The sequence below is a fragment of the Amycolatopsis sp. NPDC059657 genome (genome assembly GCF_042734395.1).
Classification (GTDB): Bacteria; Actinomycetota; Actinomycetes; order Mycobacteriales; family Pseudonocardiaceae; genus Amycolatopsis.
Window position 1 is genome coordinate 1 of the sequence record NZ_JBHWEB010000134.1, and the last position, 23,762, is coordinate 23,762.

Annotated in this window: 14 protein-coding genes and 1 pseudogene; 5 read left to right on the forward strand and 10 right to left on the reverse strand. The window is 68.8% G+C overall.

Going from position 1 to position 23,762, the window contains the following annotated elements; genetic code table 11:
- The 4 genes from ACFV15_RS41200 to ACFV15_RS41215 form a co-directional block, all read right to left on the reverse strand.
- The coding region (locus ACFV15_RS41200) for an SDR family NAD(P)-dependent oxidoreductase (RefSeq protein ID WP_378358006.1) at positions 1–8,273 on the reverse strand (8,273 nt) is incomplete at its 3' end.
- 310 nt (positions 8,274–8,583) lie between these two features.
- The gene (locus tag ACFV15_RS41205) at positions 8,584–9,999 is read right to left on the reverse strand and encodes an FAD-dependent monooxygenase (RefSeq protein WP_378358008.1); all 1,416 of its coding nucleotides are present in this window, start codon (positions 9,997–9,999) and stop codon (positions 8,584–8,586) included.
- Between the two features lies 1 nt (position 10,000).
- Positions 10,001–11,164 carry a dihydrodipicolinate synthase family protein gene (locus ACFV15_RS41210; RefSeq protein ID WP_378358010.1) on the reverse strand — a complete coding sequence of 388 codons (1,164 nt, stop codon included), beginning with the start codon at positions 11,162–11,164 and terminating at the stop codon, positions 10,001–10,003.
- Positions 11,165–11,401: 237 nt separating this feature from the next.
- Positions 11,402–11,989: a TetR/AcrR family transcriptional regulator gene (locus ACFV15_RS41215; RefSeq protein ID WP_378358012.1), complete on the reverse strand. Its 588-nt coding sequence runs from the start codon at positions 11,987–11,989 to the stop codon at positions 11,402–11,404.
- Positions 11,990–12,155: 166 nt separating this feature from the next.
- Between ACFV15_RS41215 and ACFV15_RS41220 the strand changes: the two genes are divergently transcribed.
- Positions 12,156–13,100, forward strand: coding sequence for a hypothetical protein (locus ACFV15_RS41220; RefSeq protein WP_378358014.1), 945 nt, complete (start codon positions 12,156–12,158; stop codon positions 13,098–13,100).
- Between the two features lie 171 nt (positions 13,101–13,271).
- On the opposite strand, the gene ACFV15_RS41225 is transcribed toward ACFV15_RS41220, so the two are convergent.
- The 4 genes from ACFV15_RS41225 to ACFV15_RS41240 are packed head-to-tail and all read right to left on the reverse strand — an operon-like array spanning position 13,272 to position 17,541.
- Positions 13,272–14,984, reverse strand: coding sequence for an aminotransferase class V-fold PLP-dependent enzyme (locus tag ACFV15_RS41225; protein ID WP_378358016.1), 1,713 nt, complete (start codon positions 14,982–14,984; stop codon positions 13,272–13,274).
- On the reverse strand, positions 14,981–15,751 hold the full coding sequence (locus ACFV15_RS41230; RefSeq protein WP_378358017.1) for an amino acid ABC transporter ATP-binding protein: 771 nt from the start codon (positions 15,749–15,751) through the stop codon (positions 14,981–14,983). The genes ACFV15_RS41225 and ACFV15_RS41230 overlap by 4 nt, the downstream gene beginning before the upstream one ends.
- Complete coding sequence (locus ACFV15_RS41235; RefSeq protein WP_378358019.1) at positions 15,744–16,619, reverse strand: amino acid ABC transporter permease; 876 nt, start codon at positions 16,617–16,619, stop codon at positions 15,744–15,746. Before ACFV15_RS41235 ends, ACFV15_RS41230 begins: the two co-directional genes overlap by 8 nt.
- On the reverse strand, positions 16,606–17,541 hold the full coding sequence (locus ACFV15_RS41240; protein WP_378358021.1) for an ABC transporter substrate-binding protein: 936 nt from the start codon (positions 17,539–17,541) through the stop codon (positions 16,606–16,608). Before ACFV15_RS41240 ends, ACFV15_RS41235 begins: the two co-directional genes overlap by 14 nt.
- A gap of 154 nt (positions 17,542–17,695) precedes the next feature.
- Between ACFV15_RS41240 and ACFV15_RS41245 the strand changes: the two genes are divergently transcribed.
- The 3 genes from ACFV15_RS41245 to ACFV15_RS41255 are packed head-to-tail and all read left to right on the forward strand — an operon-like array spanning position 17,696 to position 19,249.
- Entirely contained in the window at positions 17,696–17,932 is a 237-nt protein-coding gene (locus ACFV15_RS41245) for a hypothetical protein (protein ID WP_378358022.1), read from the forward strand.
- Positions 17,933–17,951: 19 nt separating this feature from the next.
- Entirely contained in the window at positions 17,952–18,785 is an 834-nt protein-coding gene (locus tag ACFV15_RS41250; RefSeq protein WP_378358024.1) for an alpha/beta fold hydrolase, read from the forward strand.
- A 59-nt stretch (positions 18,786–18,844) separates the two neighbouring features.
- Positions 18,845–19,249 (forward strand): PPOX class F420-dependent oxidoreductase, encoded by a 405-nt coding sequence (locus ACFV15_RS41255; protein WP_378358025.1) that lies wholly within the window; start codon positions 18,845–18,847, stop codon positions 19,247–19,249.
- Positions 19,250–19,319: 70 nt separating this feature from the next.
- Here ACFV15_RS41255 and ACFV15_RS41260 read toward each other — a convergent pair whose 3' ends face one another.
- On the reverse strand, positions 19,320–20,483 hold the full coding sequence (locus ACFV15_RS41260; RefSeq protein ID WP_378358027.1) for a sensor histidine kinase: 1,164 nt from the start codon (positions 20,481–20,483) through the stop codon (positions 19,320–19,322).
- A 137-nt stretch (positions 20,484–20,620) separates the two neighbouring features.
- On the opposite strand from ACFV15_RS41260, the gene ACFV15_RS41265 reads away from it, so the two are divergent.
- A complete protein-coding gene (locus ACFV15_RS41265; RefSeq protein WP_378358028.1) occupies positions 20,621–23,362 on the forward strand; it encodes an ATP-binding protein in 2,742 nt (913 codons plus the stop codon).
- 58 nt (positions 23,363–23,420) lie between these two features.
- Here the strand turns inward: ACFV15_RS41265 and ACFV15_RS41270 are convergent.
- A pseudogene (locus ACFV15_RS41270) lies at positions 23,421–23,762 on the reverse strand (IS481 family transposase); the annotation flags it as partial.

Genomic DNA, 23,762 nt, shown 5'->3' on the forward strand with positions numbered 1-23,762 from the left:
TTTTTTTTTTTTTTCCTTCGCGGCGGGGGCCCCCGACGCGGGGGCGCCGCAACTCGTATAGCGGGGCGGGGGGGGGGGGGCCCCCCGCCCCCCCCCCCCCCCGCTACACCGGCCGCATGGAGGGATACCCCGGTCCACACGGACGGCAGCCTCGTGCCCCCGTCGAGCCTGCTGACCTGCAACGCGGCGTCGAACAACGCGGGGTGCAGGCCGAATGTCCCGGCTTCTTCGACGGCGACCTCGGCGAAAAGATCGTCACCCTTGCGCCAAGCGGCCTTGAGACCTTGGAACGCCGGTCCGTAGGCGTAGCCCTGGGCAAGGAGGTTCTCGTACAGATCGTCGATCGCGGTCGCCCCGGCGGGCGGCCACTGGGTGAGGTCATCCGAAGACGTCACCGACGCGGCGATCAGCGTGCCCGCCGCATGCCGCGTCCAGACCTCGTCCTCGCCCCGTGAGTGGATGGTGACCTCGCGGCCGCCCGCCTCATCCGGCGCGCCGACGACGACCCGCAGCGCCCGGTTTTCGTTGAGCACCAGCGGTTTTTCGGCTGTCAGCTCGGCGAGTGTGGCGGCGCCGACGTGCGCACCGGCCGCGAGTGCCAGCTCGGCGAGCCCGGCACCGGGGAAGACCACGGACCCGAGCACGTCGTGATCGGCGAGCCACGGCTGTGCCTCGACCGAAAGCCGCCCGGTGAGCACCAGGCTGTCCGGCAACTCGACGGCAGCGCTGAGCAGCGGGTGCTCGGCGGAGTTCTGGCCGAGGCTGGCGACATCGCCAGCGCCGGCGGCGTTGCTCATCCAGAAGCGCTGGTGCGTGAACGCGTAAGTCGGCAAGTCGACACGGTGTGCCTTGCCGCCGAAGAACGCCGCCCAGTCGACCCTGATCCCGCGCTCGAAAGCCTGCCCCAGCGCGGAAAGCAGCTCGCGCTCCTCCGGCCGGTTGCGGCGCAGTATCGGGATAAAGCCAGCTGTATCCGCGCTCTCCTGGCCCATCGCGGTGAGCACCGCGTCGGGGCCCAGCTCGATGAACGTGCTGACGTTGCGGGACTCGAGGTAGTTGATGCCGTCCGCGAACCGGACCGCCTCGCGGACGTGCGTCACCCAGTACTCGGCGTTGGTCACGTCACCCAGCTCGCCGGTGACATTCGAGACGATCGGAATCGTGGGCGCGTGATACGTGAGGCTTGACGCGATTTCACGGAACTCGGCGAGCATCGGCTCCATCAGCGGCGAGTGGAACGCGTGCGACACCTTGAGCCGCGTCGTCTTGCGGTCCGCCTCGAAGTGCGCCTTGATCGCGAGCGCGGCGGTCTCGTCGCCGGAGACGACGATCGAGCGCGGCCCGTTGATCGCCGCGATGCTCACCGTGTCGGTCAACAGCGGCCTGACCTCGTCCTCGGTCGCCTGGATCGCGACCATCGCGCCACCGGTGGGCAGTGCGTTCATCAGACGTCCACGCGCGGCGACCAGCTTGGCCGCGTCCGACAGGCTGAGCACTCCAGCGACATGGGCGGCGGCCAGCTCGCCGATCGAGTGCCCGGCCAGGAAGTCGGGGGTGACTCCCCAGGCTTCGACGGTCCGGAACAACGCGACCTCGACGGCGAACAGGCTGCTCTGGGTGTAGACGGTCTGGCTCAGCAGGTCCGCGTCCTCGCCCCAGACGACCTCGCGCAGCGGCCGGTCGAGGTGCTTGTCCAGCTCGGCGACCACGGCGTCGAAGGCCTCGGCGAAGACCGGGAACCGCTCGGCGAGCGCTTGGCCCATGCCGAGACGTTGGGCCCCCTGGCCAGTGAAGAGGAAGGCCGTCGAGCCGGTGACCTTGGTGGTGCCCTTGGCCTCGCCGGTGACGAGCGCGGTCAGGCCTTCGCGCAGCTCATCACGGTTCGCGGCGATGAAGACCGAGCGGTGTTCCAGCGCGGTCCGCGAGGTCGCCAGCGAATACGCCAGATCGGTCAGACTGGTGTCCACATAGGACAGCAATCGCTGAGCCTGCTCGGCCAGCGCGGCCTCGTCCTTGGCGGAAATGACCACCGGGACCAGTGAATCCTCGCTGGAGGCGACCTCTTCCGGCTCGACGTGCTCGATGATCACATGCGCGTTGGTGCCGCTGATGCCGAACGAGGACACGCCCGCGCGGCGCGGCCGTCCGGTCTCCGGCCACTCGACCGGCTCGGTCAGCAGCTCGACCGCACCCTCGGTCCAGTCGACCTTCGGCGACGGCTCGTCGACGAACAACGTCTTGGGCAGCACGCCGTTGTGCATGGCGAGGACCATCTTGATGATCCCGGCGACACCGGCGGCGGCCTGCGTGTGCCCCAGGTTCGACTTGATCGAGCCCAGCCACAGTGGCTCTGACCGGTCCTGGCCGTAAGTGGCGAGCAGCGCCTGCGCCTCGATCGGGTCACCCAGCATGGTGCCGGTGCCGTGGGCCTCGACCGCGTCGACGTCGGCGGTCTTGAGGCCCGCGTTGGCCAGCGCCTGCATGATCACGCGCTGCTGGGACGGGCCGTTCGGCGCGGTGAGACCGTTGGACGCGCCGTCCTGGTTGACCGCGGTCGACTTGACGATCGCCAGCACCGGGTGCCCGTTCTTACGGGCGTCGGAGAGCCGCTCGACGAGCAGCAGGCCCGCGCCCTCACCCCAGCCGGTGCCATCGGCGGCGGCCGCGAAGGACTTGCACTTGCCGTCGACCGAAAGCCCACGCTGGCGGCTGAACTCCACCGAAGTGTCCAACGAGGACATCACAGTGACACCGCCGACGAGCGCCAGCGAGCACTCGCCGCGTCGCAGAGACTGTGTGGCCCAATGCAAAGCGACCAGGCTCGACGAACACGCAGTGTCCACAGTGACCGCCGGGCCTTCGAGACCCAGCGTGTAGGAGACACGACCGGAGACGACGCTGCCGGGGCTGGACCCCAGGTAGTCGTGGTACATGACACCCGCGAACACACCGGTCGAACTGCCCCGCAGCGAGGTCGGGTCGATACCCGCGCGCTCCAGGGTCTCCCAGGCGGTTTCGAGCAGGATTCGTTGCTGCGGGTCCATTTCCATGGCCTCGCGCGGCGAGATGTCGAAGAACGCGGCGTCGAACTCGCCCGCCTCGTGCATGTACCCGCCGAACTTGCTGTACGTCTTGCCCGGCTTGCCAGGCTCGGGGTCGTACAGGTTCTCGATGTCCCAGCCGCGGTCCAGCGGGAAGCTCGACACGGAGTCGGAACCCGCCATGAGGAACTGCCACAGTTCCTCGGGGTTCTTGATCTCCGGGAACCGGCAGGCCATCGACACGATCGCGATGGGCTCGTCGTCCGCGACGGCGGTCGTGGTGACCGTGACGGCCTTGGCGGCGCCGCCGAGTGCCTGCTTGAGGTAGCCGACGACCGCGCGGGAACTCGGGTAGTCGAAGACCAGCGTCGCGGGCAGCCGCAGGCCGGTGTCGGCGTGCAGGTGGTTGCGCAGTTCGAGGGCGGCGAGCGAGTCGAAACCGAGGTCGGAGAACGCCTTGTCCGGCTCGATCGCGTCGGCCGACGAGTGCCCGAGCACCCCGGCGACATGCTTGGTGACCAGCTCCAGCAGCAGCCGGTCGCGGCCTGCCTCGTCAAGCCCGGCGAGCCGGGTTTCGAGGCCGCCCGCGGTGATGCTGCCCGCCTTGGCGGCCTGACGGTTCGGCACCCGGACCAGCCCGGTGAGGATGGCCGGGATCAGGCTGGCCTGGTTGCGCAGCGCGCCGAGGTCGAGCCGGATCGGCAGCACCAGCGCGGCGTCCGTGCGCAGTGCGGCGTCGAACAACGCGACGCCTTCGGCCGGGACGATCGCCGGGGTTCCGGCGCGGGCGAGACGGTCGAGGTCGGCGTCCGACAGCTGATCGGCCATGCCGCCGACCTCGGCCCACGGGCCCCATGGCAGCGAGACGCCGGGCAGTCCGGCGGCACGCCGGTGCTGGGCCAGCGAGTCGAGGAAAACGTTCGCGGTGGCGTAGTTCGCTTGCCCGGAACCGCCGAGCGTGCCCGCCGCCGACGAGAAGAGCACGAAGGCCTTGAGTCCGGCCTCGGCGGTGAGTTCGTGCAGGTAGAAGGCGGCGTCGGCCTTGGGTCGCAACACCTTGTCGAAGCGTTCGGCGCTCTGCGACGCGAGCGTGGCGTCGTCGAGGATGCCCGCCGCGTGCACCACGCCGGTCAGCGGATGCGCGGCGATGAGGGTGGCCAGCGCGGCTCGGTCGGAGACGTCGCAGGCCGCGATGGTGACGGTCGCGCCGAGATCTTCCAGCTCTTGCCGAAGTTCCAAGGCACCTGGCGCGTCGATGCCGCGACGGCTGGTCAGCACGAGGTGCTGGACGCCGCGCGTGGTGAGGTGCTTGGCGAACAGCGCGCCGAGACCGCCGGTGCCGCCGGTGATCAGGACGGTGTCGTGCTCGTCCCACTCGACGTCCACATCGGACTTCTCGGCACGGGTGAGCCTCGGGGCCAGCAGCTTTCCGCCGCGGATGGCGACTTCGGCCTCACCCGCGGCCGCGGCGAGCGCGACGTCGAGTGAGCCGTCGGTGTCGACCAGCACGATCCGGCCGGGCTCCTCAGCCTGCGCGGCGCGGACGAGACCCCAGATCGGCGCCTGGGTGAGGTCGACGTCGTCGTCGGCCCCGACCGCCATCGCGCGCTCGGTGACGACGACCAGGGTCTCTTCCGACGCCTGGAGCTTTTCCAGCAGCGAGTAGGCGTTCTCGCGCATGCCGATGAGCACGTCGTCGCTGGTGACCGCCTGCCAGACCTCGGTGGCGGAGCCCGCGTCGGGAGTACGGACGGGCACCCAGGAGACCTGGAAGAGCGAGTCGTTCGTGGTCGCGAGCTGGTCGGCGGAGATCGCCCGCGCGGCCAGGTTGTCGACCGACAGCACGGGGTTGCCGGTCAGGTCGGCGAGTTCGATGCGGCCGTTCGAAAGCCGCACGCGGGCGGCCGACGCGCCGACCGCGTAGAGCGAAACCCCGTTCCAGGAGAACGGAAGCAGCGTCTCGTCACTGTCGGAGAGCAGCTCGACGTGCATGGCCGCGTCAAGGAGTGCCGGGTGCAGGCCGAAGCGCTCGGCGCCGGAGCCCTCCGGCAGCGCGACCTCGGCGAACAGCTCGTCACCGCGTCGCCAAGCCGACTTGAGTCCCTGAAAAGTCGGCCCGTAGCCATAACCGCGGCCGACCAGCTTCTCGTACACACCCTCGACGTCGATCGGCGTCGCACCGGCGGGTGGCCACTCGGCGAGGTCGAACCCGGCCGCGCCGGTGCTCTCGACCAGGCTTCCGGTCGCGTGCCGGGTCCACGGCTCGTCCTGACCACCCGAGTAGATCCCGATGCTGCGGGTACCCGAGTCATCGGCGGCACCGACCACGGCCTGCAGCGAAACGCCGCCACGCTGCGGAAGGATCAGCGGCGCCTCGAGGATGAGTTCGTCGATCCGGCCGGTCCCGACCTGGTCACCGGCGCGGACGGCGAGTTCGACGAAAGCCGTGCCCGGCACGAGAACCGAGCCGAGCACGTCGTGATCGGCGAGCCACGGGTGCGTCTCGAAGGACAGGCGGCCGGTCAGCACCACGCCGCCGGACTCCGGCGACGGCACGACCGCGCCGAGCAGCGGGTGCTCGGCGGCGATCTGGCCGACCCCGGCCACATCCTGACCGGCGGCGGTGGTGTCGATCCAGAAGTGCCTGTGCTGGAAGGCATATGTCGGCAGGTCGACCCGCTTCGCGCCACGCCCGGCGAAGAAGTTCGCCCAGTTGACGGTGACGCCGCGGGTGAACGCGGTCGCGAGCGCGCCGACCAGCTCGGCCTCTTCACCGCGCTCGCGACGCAGGGTCGAGACGAACGCGGCGTCGCCTTCGAGGCACTCGGGGCCCATCGCGGTGAGCGCCGCGTCCGGGCCCAGCTCGACGAAGGTGGTGACGTTCTTGCCTTCGAGCGTGCGGATGGCGTCGAAGAAACGGACCGGCTGGCGGACGTGCTTGGCCCAGTAGTCGGGCGAGCTGAGCTCCTCGGCCGTCGCGGGCTGACCGGTGAGCGTCGAGATGATCGGGATCTTGGGCTTGCCGTACGTGATCGAAGCCGCGACCTTGCGGAAGTCGGCGAGCATCGGCTCCATCAGCGGCGAGTGGAACGCGTGCGAGACGGCGAGCCGCTTGGTCTTGCGGTCGCTGAACTGCTCGGCGACCTTGGCCGCGGCCGCTTCGGCGCCGGAGACGACGACCGAGCGCGGGCCGTTGATGCCGCCGAAGCCGACCTCGTCGGTCAGGTGCGGGAGTACTTCTTCTTCGCTCGCCTGGATGGCGATCATCGCGCCGCCCTCGGGCAGCGCGTTCATCAGTTTTCCGCGGGCCACCACAAGTTTCGCGGCGTCTTCGAGAGAGAAGACGCCGGAGACGTGAGCCGCGGCCAGCTCGCCGATCGAGTGCCCGGCGAGGAAGTCGGGCTTGACGCCCCAGGACTCCAGCAGCCGGAACAACGCGACCTCGACGGCGAACAGCGCGGGCTGCGTGTAGCCGGTGCGGTTGAGTTTCGCCTGGTCGTCGCCCCAGACGGCGTCCTTGAGCGGCCAGCCGAGGTGCTTGTCGATCTCGGTGACGGCCGCGTCGAACGCGTCGCGGAAGACGGGGAACAGCTCGGCCAGCTCGCGGCCCATGCCGATGCGCTGGGCGCCCTGGCCGGTGAACAGGAAGGCGAGCTTGCCGCCCTTGACCTGCCCGAAAGTCGCTTTCGACAGATCACCGCCGACGGCCGCCGCCCGGAATTCCAGGAACGTACGGGTGGTCGCGAGCGAGTACGCGACATCCAGCGGATCGGCGTCCACAGTAGACAATCGCGCGGCCTGATCGTGCAGCGCGGCGGCGGTCTTGCCGGACACCAGCCACGGCACGACCTTCGCGGTCACGGTGACCGGAGGCGTCTCAGGCTCTTCCTCGGGCTCTGGCGCCTGCTCGACGATGACGTGCGAGTTGGTGCCGCTGATGCCGAACGACGAGACGCCCGCGCGACGCGGCTGGCCGTGGTCCGGCCACGGCTGCGCCTCGGTGAGCAGCTTGACGTTGCCCGCTTCCCAGTCGACCTGGGTGTTCGGCTCGTCGACGTGCAGGGTCTGCGGGATCAGGCCGTGCTGGATCGACAGGACCATCTTCATGATCCCGGCGACGCCGGCGGCGGCCTGGGTGTGGCCCATGTTGGACTTCAGCGAGCCGAGCCACAGCGGGCGCTCGCGGTCCTGGCCGTAGGTGGCGAGCAGCGCCTGCGCCTCGATCGGGTCGCCGAGCTTGGTTCCGGTGCCGTGCGCCTCGACGACGTCGACGTCCGCGGCGGTGAGCTTGGCGTTGGCCAGCGCCTTCTGGATGACCCGCTGCTGCGACGGGCCGTTCGGCGCAGTGAGCCCGCTGGACGCGCCGTCCTGGTTGACCGCGCTGCCCTTGATCACCGCGAGCACCGGGTGACCGTTCGCGCGCGCGTCGGAAAGCCGTTCCACCAACAGGATCGCGGCGCCCTCACCCCAGCCGGTGCCGTCGGCGGCGGCCGCGAAGGACTTGCAGCGGCCGTCGGCGGCGAGCCCGCGCTGCTCGCTGAAGCCGACGAAGGTCTCGGGGGTGGCCATCACGGTCACACCGCCGGCGAGCGCGAGCTGGCATTCGCCGCGCCGCAGCGACTGGATGGCCCAGTGCAGCGCGACCAGGCTCGACGAGCAAGCGGTGTCGACGGTGACCGCCGGGCCTTCGAGACCGAGCGTGTAGGAAACGCGGCCGGAAACAATGGAACCGGAACTGCCCGCGATACCGTAATCGTGATACATCACCCCGGCGAAAACACCGGTCGGACTCCCCTTGAGCGAAACCGGGTCAATACCGCCGCGTTCGAGAGCCTCCCACGCCACTTCGAGCAATAAGCGCTGCTGGGGATCGGTCTCGACGGCTTCCTTCGGGCTGATTTTGAAGAAGTCGGCGTCGAACTCGGCGGCATTGTGCAGAAAGCCGCCTTCGCGCGAATACGTTTTTCCGGGCACGCCGGGCGTCGGGTCGTAAATTCCCTCGGTGTCCCAGCCCCGGTCGACCGGGAAGTCTGAGATCGCATCGGTGCCCGTGCTCACCAGCTGCCACAGGTCTTCCGGCGTGCGCACGCCGCCGGGGAAACGGCACGCCATCGAAACGATGGCGATCGGCTCCGACTCCTGCCGTTCGTTGTCGGCAATACGCTTGCGGGCTTCCCGAAGATCAGCAGTCGCTCGCTTGAGGTAATCAAGAAGCTTCTCTTCGTTGCTCACCAAGGCCATCCCTACTGAAATCGGTGGAGAAACCCAATCTGCTCAGCTATACAAATCACTGAATAAGGCCAGGTCAGAGCGTCATCCCGCGAGTTCCAAAGTACTTACGCCCCCACACCCCGCCAACCCCTACAGCGCCCCCAGCCGCCCCTAACCCCCAAGGTCACCCCCACCCTCGGTCCCGCCATCTGTCGACAGATGGCGGGGTGCTTTTCCGCGCCATCTGTCGACAGATGGCGAACGGCCGGTAGGCGAGGTGATCGCCTACCGGCCGTTGCCTTTCATGGGGTGACCTACGCGGGGTTCAGCCTTAGTTCGGGTCGGCCTGATGGGGGGAGGCCGCCGAGTCGGGCAGATGCAGGTCACGAAGCTCCGGGAACTGAGCGATGGCTTCGTCTTCGGTCAGCACCGGCCCGGTCGGCCGGTCCGGAGCGAACAGCTTGGCGGCCAGTTCGGCCATCTTCGCCGGTGACGCCATCAGCGTGTAGACCTCGAGCGTCGTCTTGCACACCTCGGGGTCGATGATCGACTGCTGCGCCAGCGCCATGCCGAACGCGGCTTCCTCTTCGCTGAACTCGACCTCGACGTTCGACTTCACGTCGGGGAAGGCCCGGTCCTGACCGGCGGCCATCGCCCACGGCCAGTCCGCGCACTGCGCGATCGCGTTCTGCGCGGCCTCGGCGAGACCGGGCTTGAGCCCGATCCGGTCGAGCTCGCCACGCAGCGCCAGCGCACCCTGCGCCGACACCGACATCCCGTGCGCGTACACCGGGTTCAGCGCCGCGGCCGAGTCACCGATCGCGACGAAGCACTCGGGCACGGGCAGCCGGTCGTAGAACCGGCGCCAGTTCCCTGTTCCCCGGTACGGCCGGACTTCCCCGGTGGGGACGGCCTTTTCGACCAGGTTCGCGACGATCGGGTGCCGCATCGACCTGGCGAACTTGATGAACTCGTCATCCGCGGTGGACGGCTGGCCGCCGCGGGTGCCGGTCATCGTGACGATCCAGCGGCCGCCTTCGATCGGCAGCAGCGTCGCGCCACGGCCGGGCTGGCCGGTGCCGGGCTGCGGCTGGATGATGACCACCGGCATGTCGTCGCCTGCGCCCTCCGGCGCGGTGAAAATCCGTCCGGCGTAAGCGAGTCCCGAGTCGACGAGCTCCTCTTCCACCTGTGGCAGGCCGAGTTCGACCAGCCACTGCGGCGCCTTCGACCGGCGGCCCGCGGCGTCGACGACGAAGTCGGCCGAGACGACCTCTTCCTCGCCGCCGTCACGTTCGACGCGCACGCCGGTGACCTTGGTGGCGTCACCGACCAGGCCGACCGCCTTGGTCGACTCCCATACGGTGATCTTGGTGTCCTTCAAGACCTGCGTGCGCAGCACGTGGTCGATCAGGTCACGCGAGCAGGTGATCACGAACGCCGGGCTCTCCACCCTCGGGTACCAGCCCGTGGAGGTGAGCGTCAGCGCGTCTGTCGGCAGGCCACGGCGGTGCGCGCCGGCGGCGAACAACGCGTCGGTGGTGCCGGGCGCCAGCGCGTCCATCGCGATCGCGCCACCACCCATCAGCATGTGGCTGTGGTGGCCCTGCGGCAGGCCGCGTCGTGGTCGCGGCTCGGTGGGCAGCTGGTCGCTCTCGATCACGACGACCTCGTCGACGTGCTTGGCGAGCGCGGCGGAAGCGAGCATGCCCGCCAGGCCGCCGCCGATGACTACGGCCTTGCTCATGTCATTCCACCCCGTTGGTGACCAGGAACGCGGACAGGCGGTGGGCGGCGAGCTCCGGGTCCGGGAACAGGCCGAGGCCGTCCGCGAGCCGGTACGCCTTGGCGAGGTGCGAGACCGAGCGAGCGGCCTGCTCGCCCCACACCATCCGGAAGTGGTCCTGCGTCCCGGAAAGCCAGGAGAGGAACGTGAATCCGGTCTTGTAGAAGCGGATGTTCATGCCGGGGCCCTCGAACAGGTGCATCGAGAGTTCGGCGGTCGGCGTGATCAGGTCGCGGAAACCCTGCACGTCACCGGCGTCGAGCTTGCGGCCGGCCGCGGCGACGATCGGCGCGAGCGGGTCGAACACGCCCATCATCGCGTGGCTGTGGCCACGGTCGTCACCGGCGATGACCTCGGGGTAGTTCGTGTCGTCACCGGTGTAGGTCTTGATGCCGGCAGGCACGGCGCGGCGCAGCTCGATCTCACGCTCGCCGGGCAGCGGCGCGACCTTGATGCCGTCGACCTTGTCCTTGTTGTCGGTGATCACCGAGACGAAGGTCTTGATCTCTTCGTCGATGTCCGTGCTGCCCCAGTAGCCGGTGAGGCTGGGGTCCCATTCGGCGGTCACCCAGTGCACGATCGCGGGCTGGCTCAGCTGGCTGAGCAGCCGCTTGTAGACATCGGCGTACTCCTCCGGCCCGCGCGCGACGGCGGCGAGTTCACGGCTGGCCATCAGGATCACCTGGGCGCCCGCGCCCTCGATGACCTCGATCTGCTCCTCGTAGGCGCGGATGACCTGCTCGAGGGTGTGCTCACCGGGCGCCAGCTGGTCGGTCCACGCGGTGCCCGCGATCCGCCCGCCGACGGCGTGCGCCTCGGCCGCGGAACGCTTGATCAGCTCGGAGGATTCAAGCCAGCCCAGGCCCATGCCGCGGTGCGCGGTGTCGAGCGCCTCGGACACGGCGAGGCCGTGTGACCAGATGTGGTGCCGGTACTTGAGCGTCGCTTCCCAGTCGAGCACCGGTGGTGTGTACGGCTCGTTGCCCGCGGTGGGGTCGACGATGACGTGAGGGGCGGCGAAGAAGGTCCGGCTGGTGACAGCCGGTCCACCGGGTACGAACACCGACGGCGTCGTCGACGGCTCGTACGCCGTCAACTCACCGTCCGCGTCGGGGAGTTTGATCATAAGGGTCAGCTCCGGGGCGTCGATCTACCGTGGCATGAGGGGGAAACCGGTCCCTCCGCGGGAGAGAAACCGGCTCGGCCGACGCTGGGCTGTGCGGCCGAACCGCGTTTCATTGAAGCCAGGATGGAATGCCGACCGCCAGAGAAACCGCCCCCTAAAGGCGTGGATGGAGCCCCTATCAACGCGGACGTGCCCCGTCCGGGTCGGACGGGGCACGGGTGTCAGGACGGTGCTTCGCTACGCGGCGGTGTGCTCCTTGGTCTCCGACAGGATGATCCGGAGCGCCTCGGCGAGGTCATGCCCGCTGGGCGCGTTGTCCGGGTCGATCAGCCACTGGGCCATCACCCCGGTCAGCAGCGCCTGGTGGAAACTGCCGACCACCTTGGCCGACTTCTCGTCCTCATCGGCGTCGATCTGCTGGAACTGCATGGCGAGCCCCGGCCGCGCCTGCTCCCCGGCGCTGGCCAGCACGTGCCGCACCTCGGGGATGTGCTCGATCTGCGCCAGGATCTCGAAGTTCGCGGCCCACAGCTGCCGGTGCGTGGTGAACAGCTCGACGATCCGCGTCCAGATGTTCTCGAACCGCTCGATGGTGTCGGTCTCCGGCTCATCGGTGGTCATCGCGTTGGTCAGCTCCAGGCCCCACTCATCGGTCGCCTGCATGAGCGCCTCGTTGAGCAGCGCCTCCTTGGAGCCGAAGTGGTAGCCGATCGACGCCAGATTCGTCCCGGAAGCGGCCACGATGTCCCGAGCGGTGGTCCGCGCGTACCCCTTCTCGATCAAGCACCGTTTCGCTCCGACCAGCAAGTCTTCCCTGTGTCCCATGGGGGTCACCCTCCTCAGCGCTTCACACGTCCGTCCTAACCACTCGTACTATACACGTGTACATGACGCTTGTATAGCTGTCTCTCGAGCGGGCGCGTTTGGGGACGTTGAACGGCCCAAAACGCGCCCAGCCGGAACTGTCGGTGGTCGGGCGCATGCTGAAACGGTGCGAAGAGGGAGTTGGGCCGAGCAGCCCGTGGTGGTGAGTGGCCAAGCCGTGGTGAGCCCGGCTTGGCTCGCCGAGCTGGGCGTGCCCCGCCGGACGATCACCCGCAAATGCGAATCCGGTGATTGGCAGAAACTCCTGCCACGGGCGATCCTGCTCAACCGAGGTGCGCCGACGGACGAACAACGGCTGCGCGCGGCCTTGCTCTACGCGCGCGCCGGCGCGGTACTCACCGGGTTGTGGGCGCTCAGGCGCTACGGGCTGCGGCGCATCCCGCAACCCCGCGAAATCCACGTGCTCGTGATCAAGGCGCGCAACGTTCACGATCGGGCCTTCGTGCGCGTCGAGCGAACCAGGCGCATGCCGCGCCCTTGTTTCCGCGGCGAACTGCCACTGGCACCGATCCACCGAGCGATCGTGGACACCGCCCGGCTACTGCCAGGCCGGGATCAGATCCGGGCGATCATGGCGGAAGCCGTGCAGCGCAGGCTATGCACTGCCCAAGCGCTTCTCACCGAAATAGCCGGAGGCCCCCGAGCCGGTTCAGCCCGCCTGCGCGCGGCCCTCGCTCCCGTACTCAACAATGTCCATTCGGTCGCCGAAGCCGACGCTTGGGAACTCTGGCAACGCTCAGGTCTCCCGCCCTGCCAATGGAACGTCAAAATCTTCGACGAGCACGGCAACTACATAGCCATGCCCGACGCCTGGTGCGAAGAAGTCGCCTTCGCCTGGGAGATCGACTCGCGCGAGTTCCACTCCGAGGACGACGACTTCGCGACCACCGTCGCCCGCAACGCCCGGTACGCGGCGGCCGGAGTCGTGGTGCTGCAAACCCTCCCTGCCTGGCTCAAATCCGAGCCAGACAAGGTCATCGCCCAGCTCCGCGCCGCCTACGAAACCGCCAAGCGCCGCCCCCGCCCGGACATCCGCACTCAGAGGTCATAAGTGCTGCGGGCGGCATCGCCGGGGAAAGCAACCGTGGTGCGTAGAGCCACATCGCCACCCCAGGTAGCCCCTGCCTTGTGCAGGGTTTTCAGCCACTCAGTGGCCGAAAACCCTGCACAAGCACGCCCGACCGTCTTACCGATAGGACCGCCACACTCCTTAGCGGAGGCGCTAGGCCCGTGTCTCGTTCAGGTAGTTGTAGATCGTGTAGCGCGTGACGTCCAAATGCGCCGCGAGGCTGTCCACCGAGTCCTTGATCAGGAAGAAACCCGCCTCGTCGAGCTCACGCACGACCGCGGCCTTGTGCACCTTCTTCATCAGCTCGACCGGAATCCCGGCCTTCCCCACGGCCCGCTCGATCAAGAACCGCTGCAGGCTGTCGACATCCGGCGGGAACGTCTCCCGAGTGGCCGGGCCCAGCGCCGGCCCCGGCCGCTCGCTGTTGACGCACAAGCAGCCCACGGCGACCCCGTTCTCGTCGCGCAAGAACATCGTCGACGACCGGATCGGCCGGCCATCGGGGCCGTGGGTCTCGTAGTCGGTCAAGTCCGACGTGGTCCCGCGCCGGACCAAGCCCAGCAGGAGATCCGTCATCGGACCGCCCGCGGTCCGCCCGGTCAGCCCGCCCGCGATGGCGACGATCGAGTCCGGCAGCCGCGCCAGATCGTGCAACACCACCTCGTTGCCAGGGCCGAGCATCGTGGCCAACCCCTCGACCGCCGGAATCAGGGCCGTTAACAAGCCATGCGAAGCCTCGGAAGCCGCGAAAGAGACCGCATGCGACACAGGCCGCGACAATCCCGCCAAAGCCGAACGCACCAAAACCGCCGCGCCCGCCGTTGTCGAAGCGTGCGGCGAGAGCCGGACGTGCTGCGGACGGACCGTGCACGCGACCCCGTCGCCGGTCAGTGCCGCGCCGACCGCCTCCGCCGGGAAGTCGGGCAGTGTGAACGCCAGGATCCCGGCACGCCGATCGACCGCGGAAACCACGGTCCCGCCCAGCGACAGCACCACTTCTTCGAGTTCGCCGACGCGCTCGGCGATGCGGGCGGCGATCGCCGCGACGCCGGCTTCCTCGACCAGTTCCAGCGCGGCCGCGAAGGCGCCCGAGGTGACCGGGCTGAGGTTCGTGATCGACCAGCTCGCGGCCGTCGACTCCGCCGGATGGATCTCGTCGTCGAAGAGGCCGGGGTCGCGGGCGCCCGTCCAGCCGGACAGCACGGGGTCCATTCGCTCCAGCGCGCGGTCCGAGAGGACGACGAAACCCGTGCCCCAGCCCGCGCGCAGCCACTTCTGGCCGCCGACGACCAGCACATCGGCGGCCTCCCATGGCGCCTCGATCACGCCGAAGCCCTGGATGCCGTCGACCACCAGCAGCCGGTCGCCGATGGCCTCCCGGATGCCACCGAGGTCGGCTCGGTACCCGGTGCGGAAGTCGACCGCGCTCACCGAAACGACCGAAATATCCGGGGTCAGTGCGTCTGCGACCAAAGCGGGGGTGACATGACCGGCTCCCAACGGCCGCACGACCAAACGGCCCGCCTGCTCCGCGCGCGCCCACGGGTAGGTGTTCGCCGGGAACTCCGACGGCGAGACCAGCACCTCGCCCGAGGAGTTGAACGCCGCCTGGAACAGCCCGGCGCTCGTGTTCGGCACCAGCACCACGTGGTCGGTGTCGCTGCCTGCCAAGCGCGCGGCCGCCGCCTTCGCGCGCTGCTCCTGCCGCATCAGCTCGTCCACTGTGGACGCTCCGGCGCGGGTGGTCTCCTTCAGCAGCCGGGCCGTCGTGTCGAGCACGGCGTGCGACGGCGGGCCGAAGCGGGCGAAGTCGAGGTAGGTGTCCGGCTCGTCGAACTGCACCAGATAGTCCGGCGGGATCCTCATGCGGCGAGCACCCGCGCGAGGAACTGCCTGGTCCGCTCGTGCTTGGGCGCGACGAGCACCTCCGACGGCGGGCCCGTCTCGACGACCGCGCCGTCGGCCATGAAGACCACTTCGTCCGCGGCCTCGCCGGCGAAGCTCATCTCGTGTGTCACGACCACCATTGTCATCCCCTCCCCCGCGAGGTCGCGCATCACCTCGAGCACCTCGCCGACCAGCTCCGGGTCCAGCGCGGACGTCGGCTCGTCGAACAGCATCAGCTTGGGCTTCATCGCGAGCGCACGCGCGATCGCCACCCGCTGCTGCTGCCCGCCGGAGAGCTGGGCCGGGTAGGCGCCGGCGCGGTGCGCCAGCCCGACCCGGTCGAGCAGCTCCATCGCCGACGCCCGCGCTTCCGCCTGCCGCACGCCCCGGACCCGCATCGGCCCCTCGACGACGTTGTCCAGCACGCTGCGGTGCGCGAACAGGTTGAACCGCTGGAACACCATGCCGATGTCGCGCCGCTGCCGCGCGACCTCACGCTCACGCAGCTCGTGCAGCTTCCCGCCACGCAGCTGGTAACCGATCGGTTCACCATCGACCCAGACCTGGCCACCGTCGATGGTCTCCAGATGGTTGATGCAGCGCAGGAACGTGCTCTTACCGGCACCGGACGGCCCGAGCAGGCAGACGACCTGTCCTTTGTGGACGTCCAGGTCGATCCCGCGCAGCACTTCGGTGTGCCCGAAACTCTTGCGCACGCCCACGGCGTGCAAAAGCGGCTCAGACACTGGCCCTCCTCAACGGCGCTGTGCGCAGCGCCCGCGTCGCCCGCGACCACGGCCCCGACGCGGTGCCCGCCTCGAACGACCGCTCCAGATAGTGCTGCCCGATCCCGGCGACCGTCACCACGACCATGTACCAGATCGCGGCCGCCAGCAGGGTTTCCATCACCAGCAGGTTGTGCGACGAGATGTTGTTGGCCGCGTGGATCAGCTCGGTGACGCCGATGACCGAGGCCATCGAGGTGCCCTTGAGCATGTTGATGAAGTCGTTGCCGGTCGGCGGGATGATCACCCGCATCGCCTGCGGCAGCACCACCCGTCGCAGCGTCGCGGCCGGTGTCATGCCGATCGACTTGGCCGCCTCGGTCTGTCCACTGTCGACACTGTTGAGCCCGGCGCGGACGATCTCGGCCATGTACGCGCTCTCGTTGAGCGCCAGGCCGAGCAGTGCCGCGACGAACGCGCTGATCAGCACGTTCGTCTGCTCGTGGATCAGGAACGGGATCGAGATGGTGTCGAAGACGAGCGCCAGGTTGTACCAGATCAGGATCTGCAGCAGCACCGGCAAGCCGCGGAACAGCCAGATGTAGCCGATCGCGAACCAGCGTGCCACCGGGTTGGCCGAGCGGCGCATCAGCGCGACCACGATCCCGATGACGATCGCGCTGCCCTGCGCGATCACCGCGAGCACCACGGTGTTGAACAGGCCGACCGCCATCACCCGGTACCAGAGGAACTCCGGCACCGAGTCGTACTGGATTTTCGCCTGCGCCAACGCGAAACCCAGCGCGCCCAGCAGCCCGATGAGGACTATCCCGCTGATCCACCGGCCCCAGTGCCGCAGCCGGACGATCGGATACTCACTTTCCGCCATTGAGCCCAGCCTGCTTCAGCGCACCCGACTGCACACCCCAGGCGTCCAGGATCTTGCCGTACGTACCGTCCGCGATCAGCGACTGCAGCGCACCGCGCACGGCCTCGGAAAGTCCCTTGTTCTCTTTGTTGACGCCGATGCCGTACGGCCCGCCGTTGATCGGCTCACCGGCCACGACATCGAAGAACTGGCCGTCACCAGCGGTCTTCGAGATGTAGACGGCGCTGGGCAGATCGTTGAGCAGCACCGCGACGCGGCCGGTGCGCAACTGGTTCTGGTTCTGCGTGTCGCTGTCGGTGGCCGTCGCGGTCACCGGCCCCTTGCCCGCCGCGGTGCACTTGCCGCTCTGTTCCTCGGCGAACTTCTGGTGGCTGGTGCCCTGCACGACCGCGACCGCCTTGCCACACAAGGAATCCGGACCCGAGATGCCGTCCGGGTTGCCCTTGCGGACCATCATGGTGATGCCGGACTGGAAGTAGTCCACGAAGTCGATCTGCTTCTGCCGCTCGGCGGTGTCGTTCATCCCGGCCATGGTCAGATCGATCCGGCCGGACTGCAGACTGGTGATCAGCGAGCCGAACGCCATGTCCTCGTGCGCCACGGTCAGCCCGAGCTTCGCGCCGATCGCCTTGGCGAGGTCGACCTCGAAGCCGATCGGCGTCTTGCCGTCGGCCGAGTAGAAGTTGTTGGGCGCGGACTGGATGTTCGACGCCAGCTTCAGCTTCCCGGCCTGCGTGATCGCCGCGGGCAGACCGGCCGCGAGCCGCGCGTCCTTCTGTACCGCTTTGACGATCGCGCTGGTGTCGGGAATCGGGCTAGCGGACGCGGCCTGCCGGCCGCCGCCCGCGCCGTCCGGGCCGCCGCCACAGGCCGTGACCAGCGACGCCGCCGCGAGCAGCGCGCACCATCGGATTACTGACATGGCCACCTCCGGGACTCGATGGCCGCAGACGCTACAACGACAAGTTGAAGGCGTCAACAAAATGTTGAATTCACCCGTTTGGCAGACACACGGGTCCGGTTCGTGATTGTTTGTCCGGGCACGTGTTCGACAAGAGAATCTGGGGATTCGTCAAGTGAAGAAGAAGATCGCGGCCGCGGCCGTGCTGGGTGCGCTGGCGTCTACGATCGCGGTGGCGCAGCCCGCCTTCGCCGGGGACGACTGGCGCCTGAAGTACCAGTGGAGCTACCCGGTCTCGCGGGGCTGGGAGTGCTACTCGGACGGTCAGTGGTACGTGGAGACCGGCGGTTTCAAGGCGTACGAGTGCCGGACCACGGAGTGGTCGGTGGACCTTTGGGCCGTCCCGAGGTAGGTCCTTTAGGGTGCGGGATGTGACGGACCACCTGAGCATCCCCACGCCCGCGGGAACCTTCGACGCGATCGCCGCCGGCCCTGAAGACGGCAGGCCCGTCCTGCTGCTGCATGGCTTTCCCGAGGCGGCGATCGCGTGGGAGGACGTGCTGTACCGCCTCGAACGCGAGGGAATCCGCGCGGTCGCGCCGGACCAGCGTGGTTACTCACCGGGTGTCCGCCCGGAGAACGCCGTCGACTACGGCATCGACGACCTGGTCGGCGACGTCATCGCGATCGCCGACGAACTCGGCTGGGGCCGGTTCGACCTGGTCGGGCACGACTGGGGCGCCGCCGTCGGCTGGCACACGGCCGACCAGCACCCCGACCGGCTGCGCACACTGACGGCCGTTTCGACGCCACACCCCGCCGCGCTCGCCGAGGCGCACAAGACCGACGAAGACCAGCACATGCGGTCGCAGTACATGACCGAGTGGCGGCAGGCGCGCACCACCGAGCGCCGGATGAGCGCGAACAACTTCGAAGCCATCCGGCAGATGTTCGACTACCGGGTCACGCCGGGCCGCATCGCCGAATACATCCTGCGGCTTTCCGAGCCGGGCGCGCTCACCGCCGCGCTGAACTGGTACCGCGCGGGCAAACCGCACGGCCGGATCGGCAAGATCGACGTCCCGACGCTCTACGTGTGGAGCACCGAAGACGTCGCGTTCGGTTCGGTGGCCGCGCTGGACACGGAGAACTGGGTCAGCGCCGCATACCGCTTCGAGATGTTCGAGGACGTCACGCACTGGGTGCTCGAAGAGGTCCCGGACGCTCTCACCGCGGTCCTTTTGGAACACCTCGCCGCGCACTAGGCTTCAGTTCTCCGCGGCCGCGGTCCTGCCGAAGGTCCTGCCGCCCTAGGGTGACCCTCATGGTCACCAACGGACAGGCCCCGACCGACGCATTGCGTGAATTCTGGAGCGAGCGGCACCTGTGCATGCTCACCACACTCCGGAAGGACGGCACGCCGCACGTGGTACCGGTCGGGGTCACCGTGTCCGAAGACTTCTCGACGGCCCGTGTGATCTGCCGCCGCGGCAGCGTCAAAGCCGCCAACGTCCGCCGCGGTGGCTTCGACGGCGCCACCGTCGCGGTCAGCCAGGTCGAAGGCGGCCGCTGGTCCACTTTGGAGGGCCTCGCGGTCATCCGCGAAGACGCGGACTCCGTCCGTGACGCCGAAAACCGCTACGCCGTCCGGTACCACCGGCAGCCGACCCCGAACCCCGAGCGCATCGTCATCGAGATCACGCTCACCCGCCGCCTCGGCATGGCGTAAAAGCCCGGCCAGTGCTTGGGGTCGTGAGTGTTTTGGCCGGTTAGAACCGGCCGTACCACTCACGACCCAGTCAGGCGGGTACCCAGAGCAGGACTCGGGTGCCCCGCCCCGGCGTCGAGTCGACGCGAGCGCTTCCCCCGACTTCCGCCAGCCGAGCCAGTATCGAGTTCGCGATACCGAACCCAGCGGGCCGGTCCGCCATGTCGAAGCCGACGCCGTGGTCCCGCGCGATCACCGCGACGCCGCCGTCCAGCTCGGTCACCCGCAGGACCGCTTCCTTGGTACCGGCGTGCTTCATGGTGTTCTGCAAAGCCTCGCGCGCCGCGTCGTGCAAGGCCGCACCTGCCGGACCCGGCACGTCGGCGATCTCCGATTCGACCAGCTGAGCGCGTAACCCCTGCCCGGCCATCTCGCCGACCAGCGTCCGCAGCCGCGCGCACAAGCCCTCGGCCGGCTCATCGGATTCGTCGAGACTCCGGCGCAGCACCATCGCCTGCTGCCGCGCGAGCCCGCGCACCTCGGCGAGCCTGGCAGCGGGGTCCACGGCGTCGCTTGGCGTCGAAAGCGCCAGCGACTCGAGCACCTGCAGGACCGTGTCGTGCATTTCGCGGCGGTGGCGTTCGCGCTCTTCCATCCGGCCACGGCTGACGAACGTGTCCGCGACCGACTGGAGTGAGGTCCCGATCAGCACCAGGCCGATCAGCGCGACCACCTCGCAGATCACCAGCGGGATCAGGCTTGCGCCGATCGACGCCAGCGGCACCAGTTCGCCATTGTGCAGGCCGGACATGATCGCCAGCAGCGGCACGCTCGCCGCGACGAGCACGGTGCCGGTGACCACGCCGCGCAGCAGGGTGCACAGCGCGACCGTGCCTGCCAGGTACGCCCAGCTGATCCCCGACAGCATGGGGTAGAGATGCGATGGCGACGTCAGCGCGACGAAAATATTGAGCACGACCGCGTGCACCACGTCGACCAGCGGCACCGCCGTCGGCCGTGCGCGCATCCACATGGCGATGCCGACATTGGCCGCGAGCAGCAGACCGCCGGTCGCCCAGAGCAGTACGGGCTCTCCCGACCCGTAAACCGTCCTGATCGACCAGACGATCTGCATCATCGCCGCGATCCGGTACGCGATCGGCACCAAAGCCACGCAACGTGCGATCACCGGTGACGAAAAATCGACCGAAGTGCCGGTGAACAGCACTTTCGGCCGGAAGCGCGGACCCCTCACTAGACCCTCTCCCCGCCCCAGCCCGGACACCTCCCCGAACAGATCCATCCTGCTCTCACCGGGCGCCGATTAGCATCGGTGTAAACCCTTAATCGGCTAAGCTCCACCAGGTCGCGGCAGGGAGGGAGGGCCCATCGGTGACCGTGGTGGATCTCGTCGGCCGGGCGCGCGAGCTGGACACCATCGAAGCGGCACTCGACGCCGTCGGTGACGGCACGCTGACCCTCATCACCCTCTCCGGCGACCCCGGCCTCGGTAAGACGAGCCTCGTCCAGCACGCCTACGGCAAAGCACGCGGGCTTGGCCTCGCCGTCGGCTACGGCACCGCCTCCGAGCTGGAGAAACACACCCCGATGCTGGCCGTCGGCGACGCGCTCGGCGAGGCCGTCGGCGCCTACGACGTGCTCGATCCGGCCGCGGCGCTGGACGACGACGGCGCGTTGCTGCGCTATCAGCACTACCGCAGGCTCGCCGCGATGCTCGACTCCGGCTTCCTGCTGTGCGTCGACGACGTCCACTGGTGCGACGGCGCGAGCGTCGAATTCATGGAACATCTGCTGCGGCGCCCGCCGCCGGCGCCCGGCGTGCTGCTGTGCGCGTGGCGGCCGCGTCAGCTGAGCGACCGGGTCGCCGCCGCGCTGCAGGCCGCGCATCCGCGCTGGTCACGGCGTGAACTCGTGCTGAACCCGCTCACCGAGCAGGAGACAGCGCGGCTCGTGCCCGGCGGCGAGGCCGAGCGGCTCCACGAGCTGACCGAGGGCAATCCGTTGTACCTCAACGCCTTGCTCAGCCTCGGCAAAGGCACCTGGACCAGCTGGGACACCGGCGCCGACGCGGTACGCCTCGCCGTCGGGCGCGAGCTCGCCGGGCTGCCTCCGGAACACGCCGAACTCGTGCGCACCGCCGCCGTACTCGGCGATCCGATGACCATGGAAGACCTGATCGCCGTCACCGGCTGGCAGCAGCAGACCGTCGGCTCGGCCGTCGAAAAGCTCATCGAGCGCGACCTGCTGCGCCCGCATCACAGCAGGCTGAACCTGCTCACCTTCCGGCATCCACTCCTGCGCGCGCACCTTTATGACACGTCGAAAATCGAGTGGCGCCGCCAGGCGCACGCGAAGATGGCCGACACACTCGGCAAGCGCGGCGAGAGCGCGGCGCGCCAGGCCGCGCACGTCGTCCACCACGCGCTGCCCGGCGATGTCGAAGCAGCCGAGTTGCTCTACCGCGCGGCCACCGAAGTCCTGCACACCGCGCCGACGAGCACGATCTCCTGGTCGCGCGCGGCATTGCGCTTAATAAGCGAAGGAGAGCTGACGCGTCGGCTCTCGCTGCTCCTCGGCGAAGCTCTCAGCCTCGCGGGCAAGCCGGGCGCGGCGCTTGAAGTGTTGCTGCGGCTGCGCGCGGAGTCCGGCGAAGATGTCTTGTTCGACGTCCGCGTGGCGATGAACTGCGCGTTCCTCTACCGCGTGCTGGGCAACTATCCGCAGGCGATGACCGTGCTGGACGACAAGCTCACCGACGCCGCACCCCGGCTGCCCGCCGACGCGCCCGAACTGGCGGACCTGCACATCGAGCTCGGCACCGTATTGCTGATGCTGGGCAACCCGCAGCGCGCGCGTGCCGAACTCCGGACCGCGCTGCGGATCGCGTCCGCGCATCCCGGCGCCGAACGGCGGCTCGCCGGGTACGCGGCGCTGGCGCTGGCGGACGCGTACGGCGGCAGCGCCACGCATCGCTCGCGGGCGCGCGCGGCGGAGCTGGCGGACGAGCTGGACGACGAAGCGTTCGGCCGCAGTCTCGACGCGATCGGCAAACTCGGCTGGGCCGAAGCGCTCACCGATCGGCCCACCGACGCGATCCGGCACGTCACGCGCGGGATCCGGATCGCGCGGGTGGCCAAACAGGCCATGCAGCTACCCTATTTGCTCACCTGCCTCAGTTACGTGCAGTTGCAGCTCGGCCGGGTGCCGGCGGCGCTGGCCACCGCGGAGACGACCGAGGAGACCGCGCTCGCGCTCGGCGACACCCAGTTCCAGGGGATGGCGCTGGCGTTGCGTGCCAACGCGGTGCTGGAACACCAGGGCGCGGCGCAGGCGGCGCTGCTGTCCAGCCGCGCGATGAAGCTGACCGAACCGCGGTCGTGGTGGGGCCAGGTCGCGGGCAGCATCCTCGCGAGAATCCGGCTGTACCAAGGACTTCCCGGCGAGGCGCTGGAGATCCTCGAACCGCGGCGCCAGGCGATGGCCTCACTGCCGTCCTGCAACGGTGCACAGTGGATGCTGACCGCGGCAGCGGCCTCCGCCGCGCTCGGCGACCTGGAGGCCGCGCGGCAGTGGGCGCGCGACGCGCAACGGTCGGCGGAAGTGTTCGGGTCGCTGCTCCAGCGGTGTCACGCGGACTTGGCGTCGGCGCAGATTCTGGGCCAGGAAGGGGACTTGGAGTCCGCGGTGTCCAGCGCGACGCACGCGGTGCGCGGTTTCGCGGACTACGGCGCCGGTGTCGACGAGATCCAGGCGCGCCTGCGGCTCGGCGAACTCCTGATGGAGCAAGAAGATCTGGCCGGCGCGAGCCTGCAGTTCGCCACCGCGAAGAACTCCGCGGCCGAGCACGAGGCGAACCGGTTGCTGCAACGGGCCGTCGACTTGGAACGCAGGCTCGCGGCCCGGCGTCCTCGGCCGTCGACGGACGCGTTGACCGACCGGGAGCGTCAGCTCGCCGAGCTGGTCGGCGAAGGCTTGAGCAACACCGAAATCTCGGAAAGGCTTTTCCTGAGCCGGAAAACCGTCGAGGCACACCTGAGCCGGATCTATCGCAAGCTGCACATCAAGTCACGCTCGGCACTCGCGACCTATGTGACCCAACGAAAAGAGTCGTGAGTGGTATGGCCGGTCAGAACCGGCTGTCCTGTTTCAGGACTTCACAGACAGATGTGTGTCAGGACTTTCCGGACAGTTTCTGGCTGGTCAGTGGTTGATAGCGTACTGATCTGTTGAGGGTGAGCTGGCGGACGACCGTGTCGTTGATCATGATGGTGACGCGGTCGCCTTGCCAGTAGAGGTCGGCGGTGTGTGCTGCCCAGCGGCGGCCGATGACGATGGAGCAGCCGGAGAACGCGACGACGCCGGTGGTCGAGACCGGTCGTTGGGTGCGGCCGCTGGGGGCGTGGGTGCCGCTGGTGGGACCGGTTTTGGCGTGGGCGTCGTAGCGTTGCTGGGGTGTCTGGCCGTTGAGGCTTTGGTGGCGGCGGTTGTTGTAGATGGTGCGGTATTGCTGCAG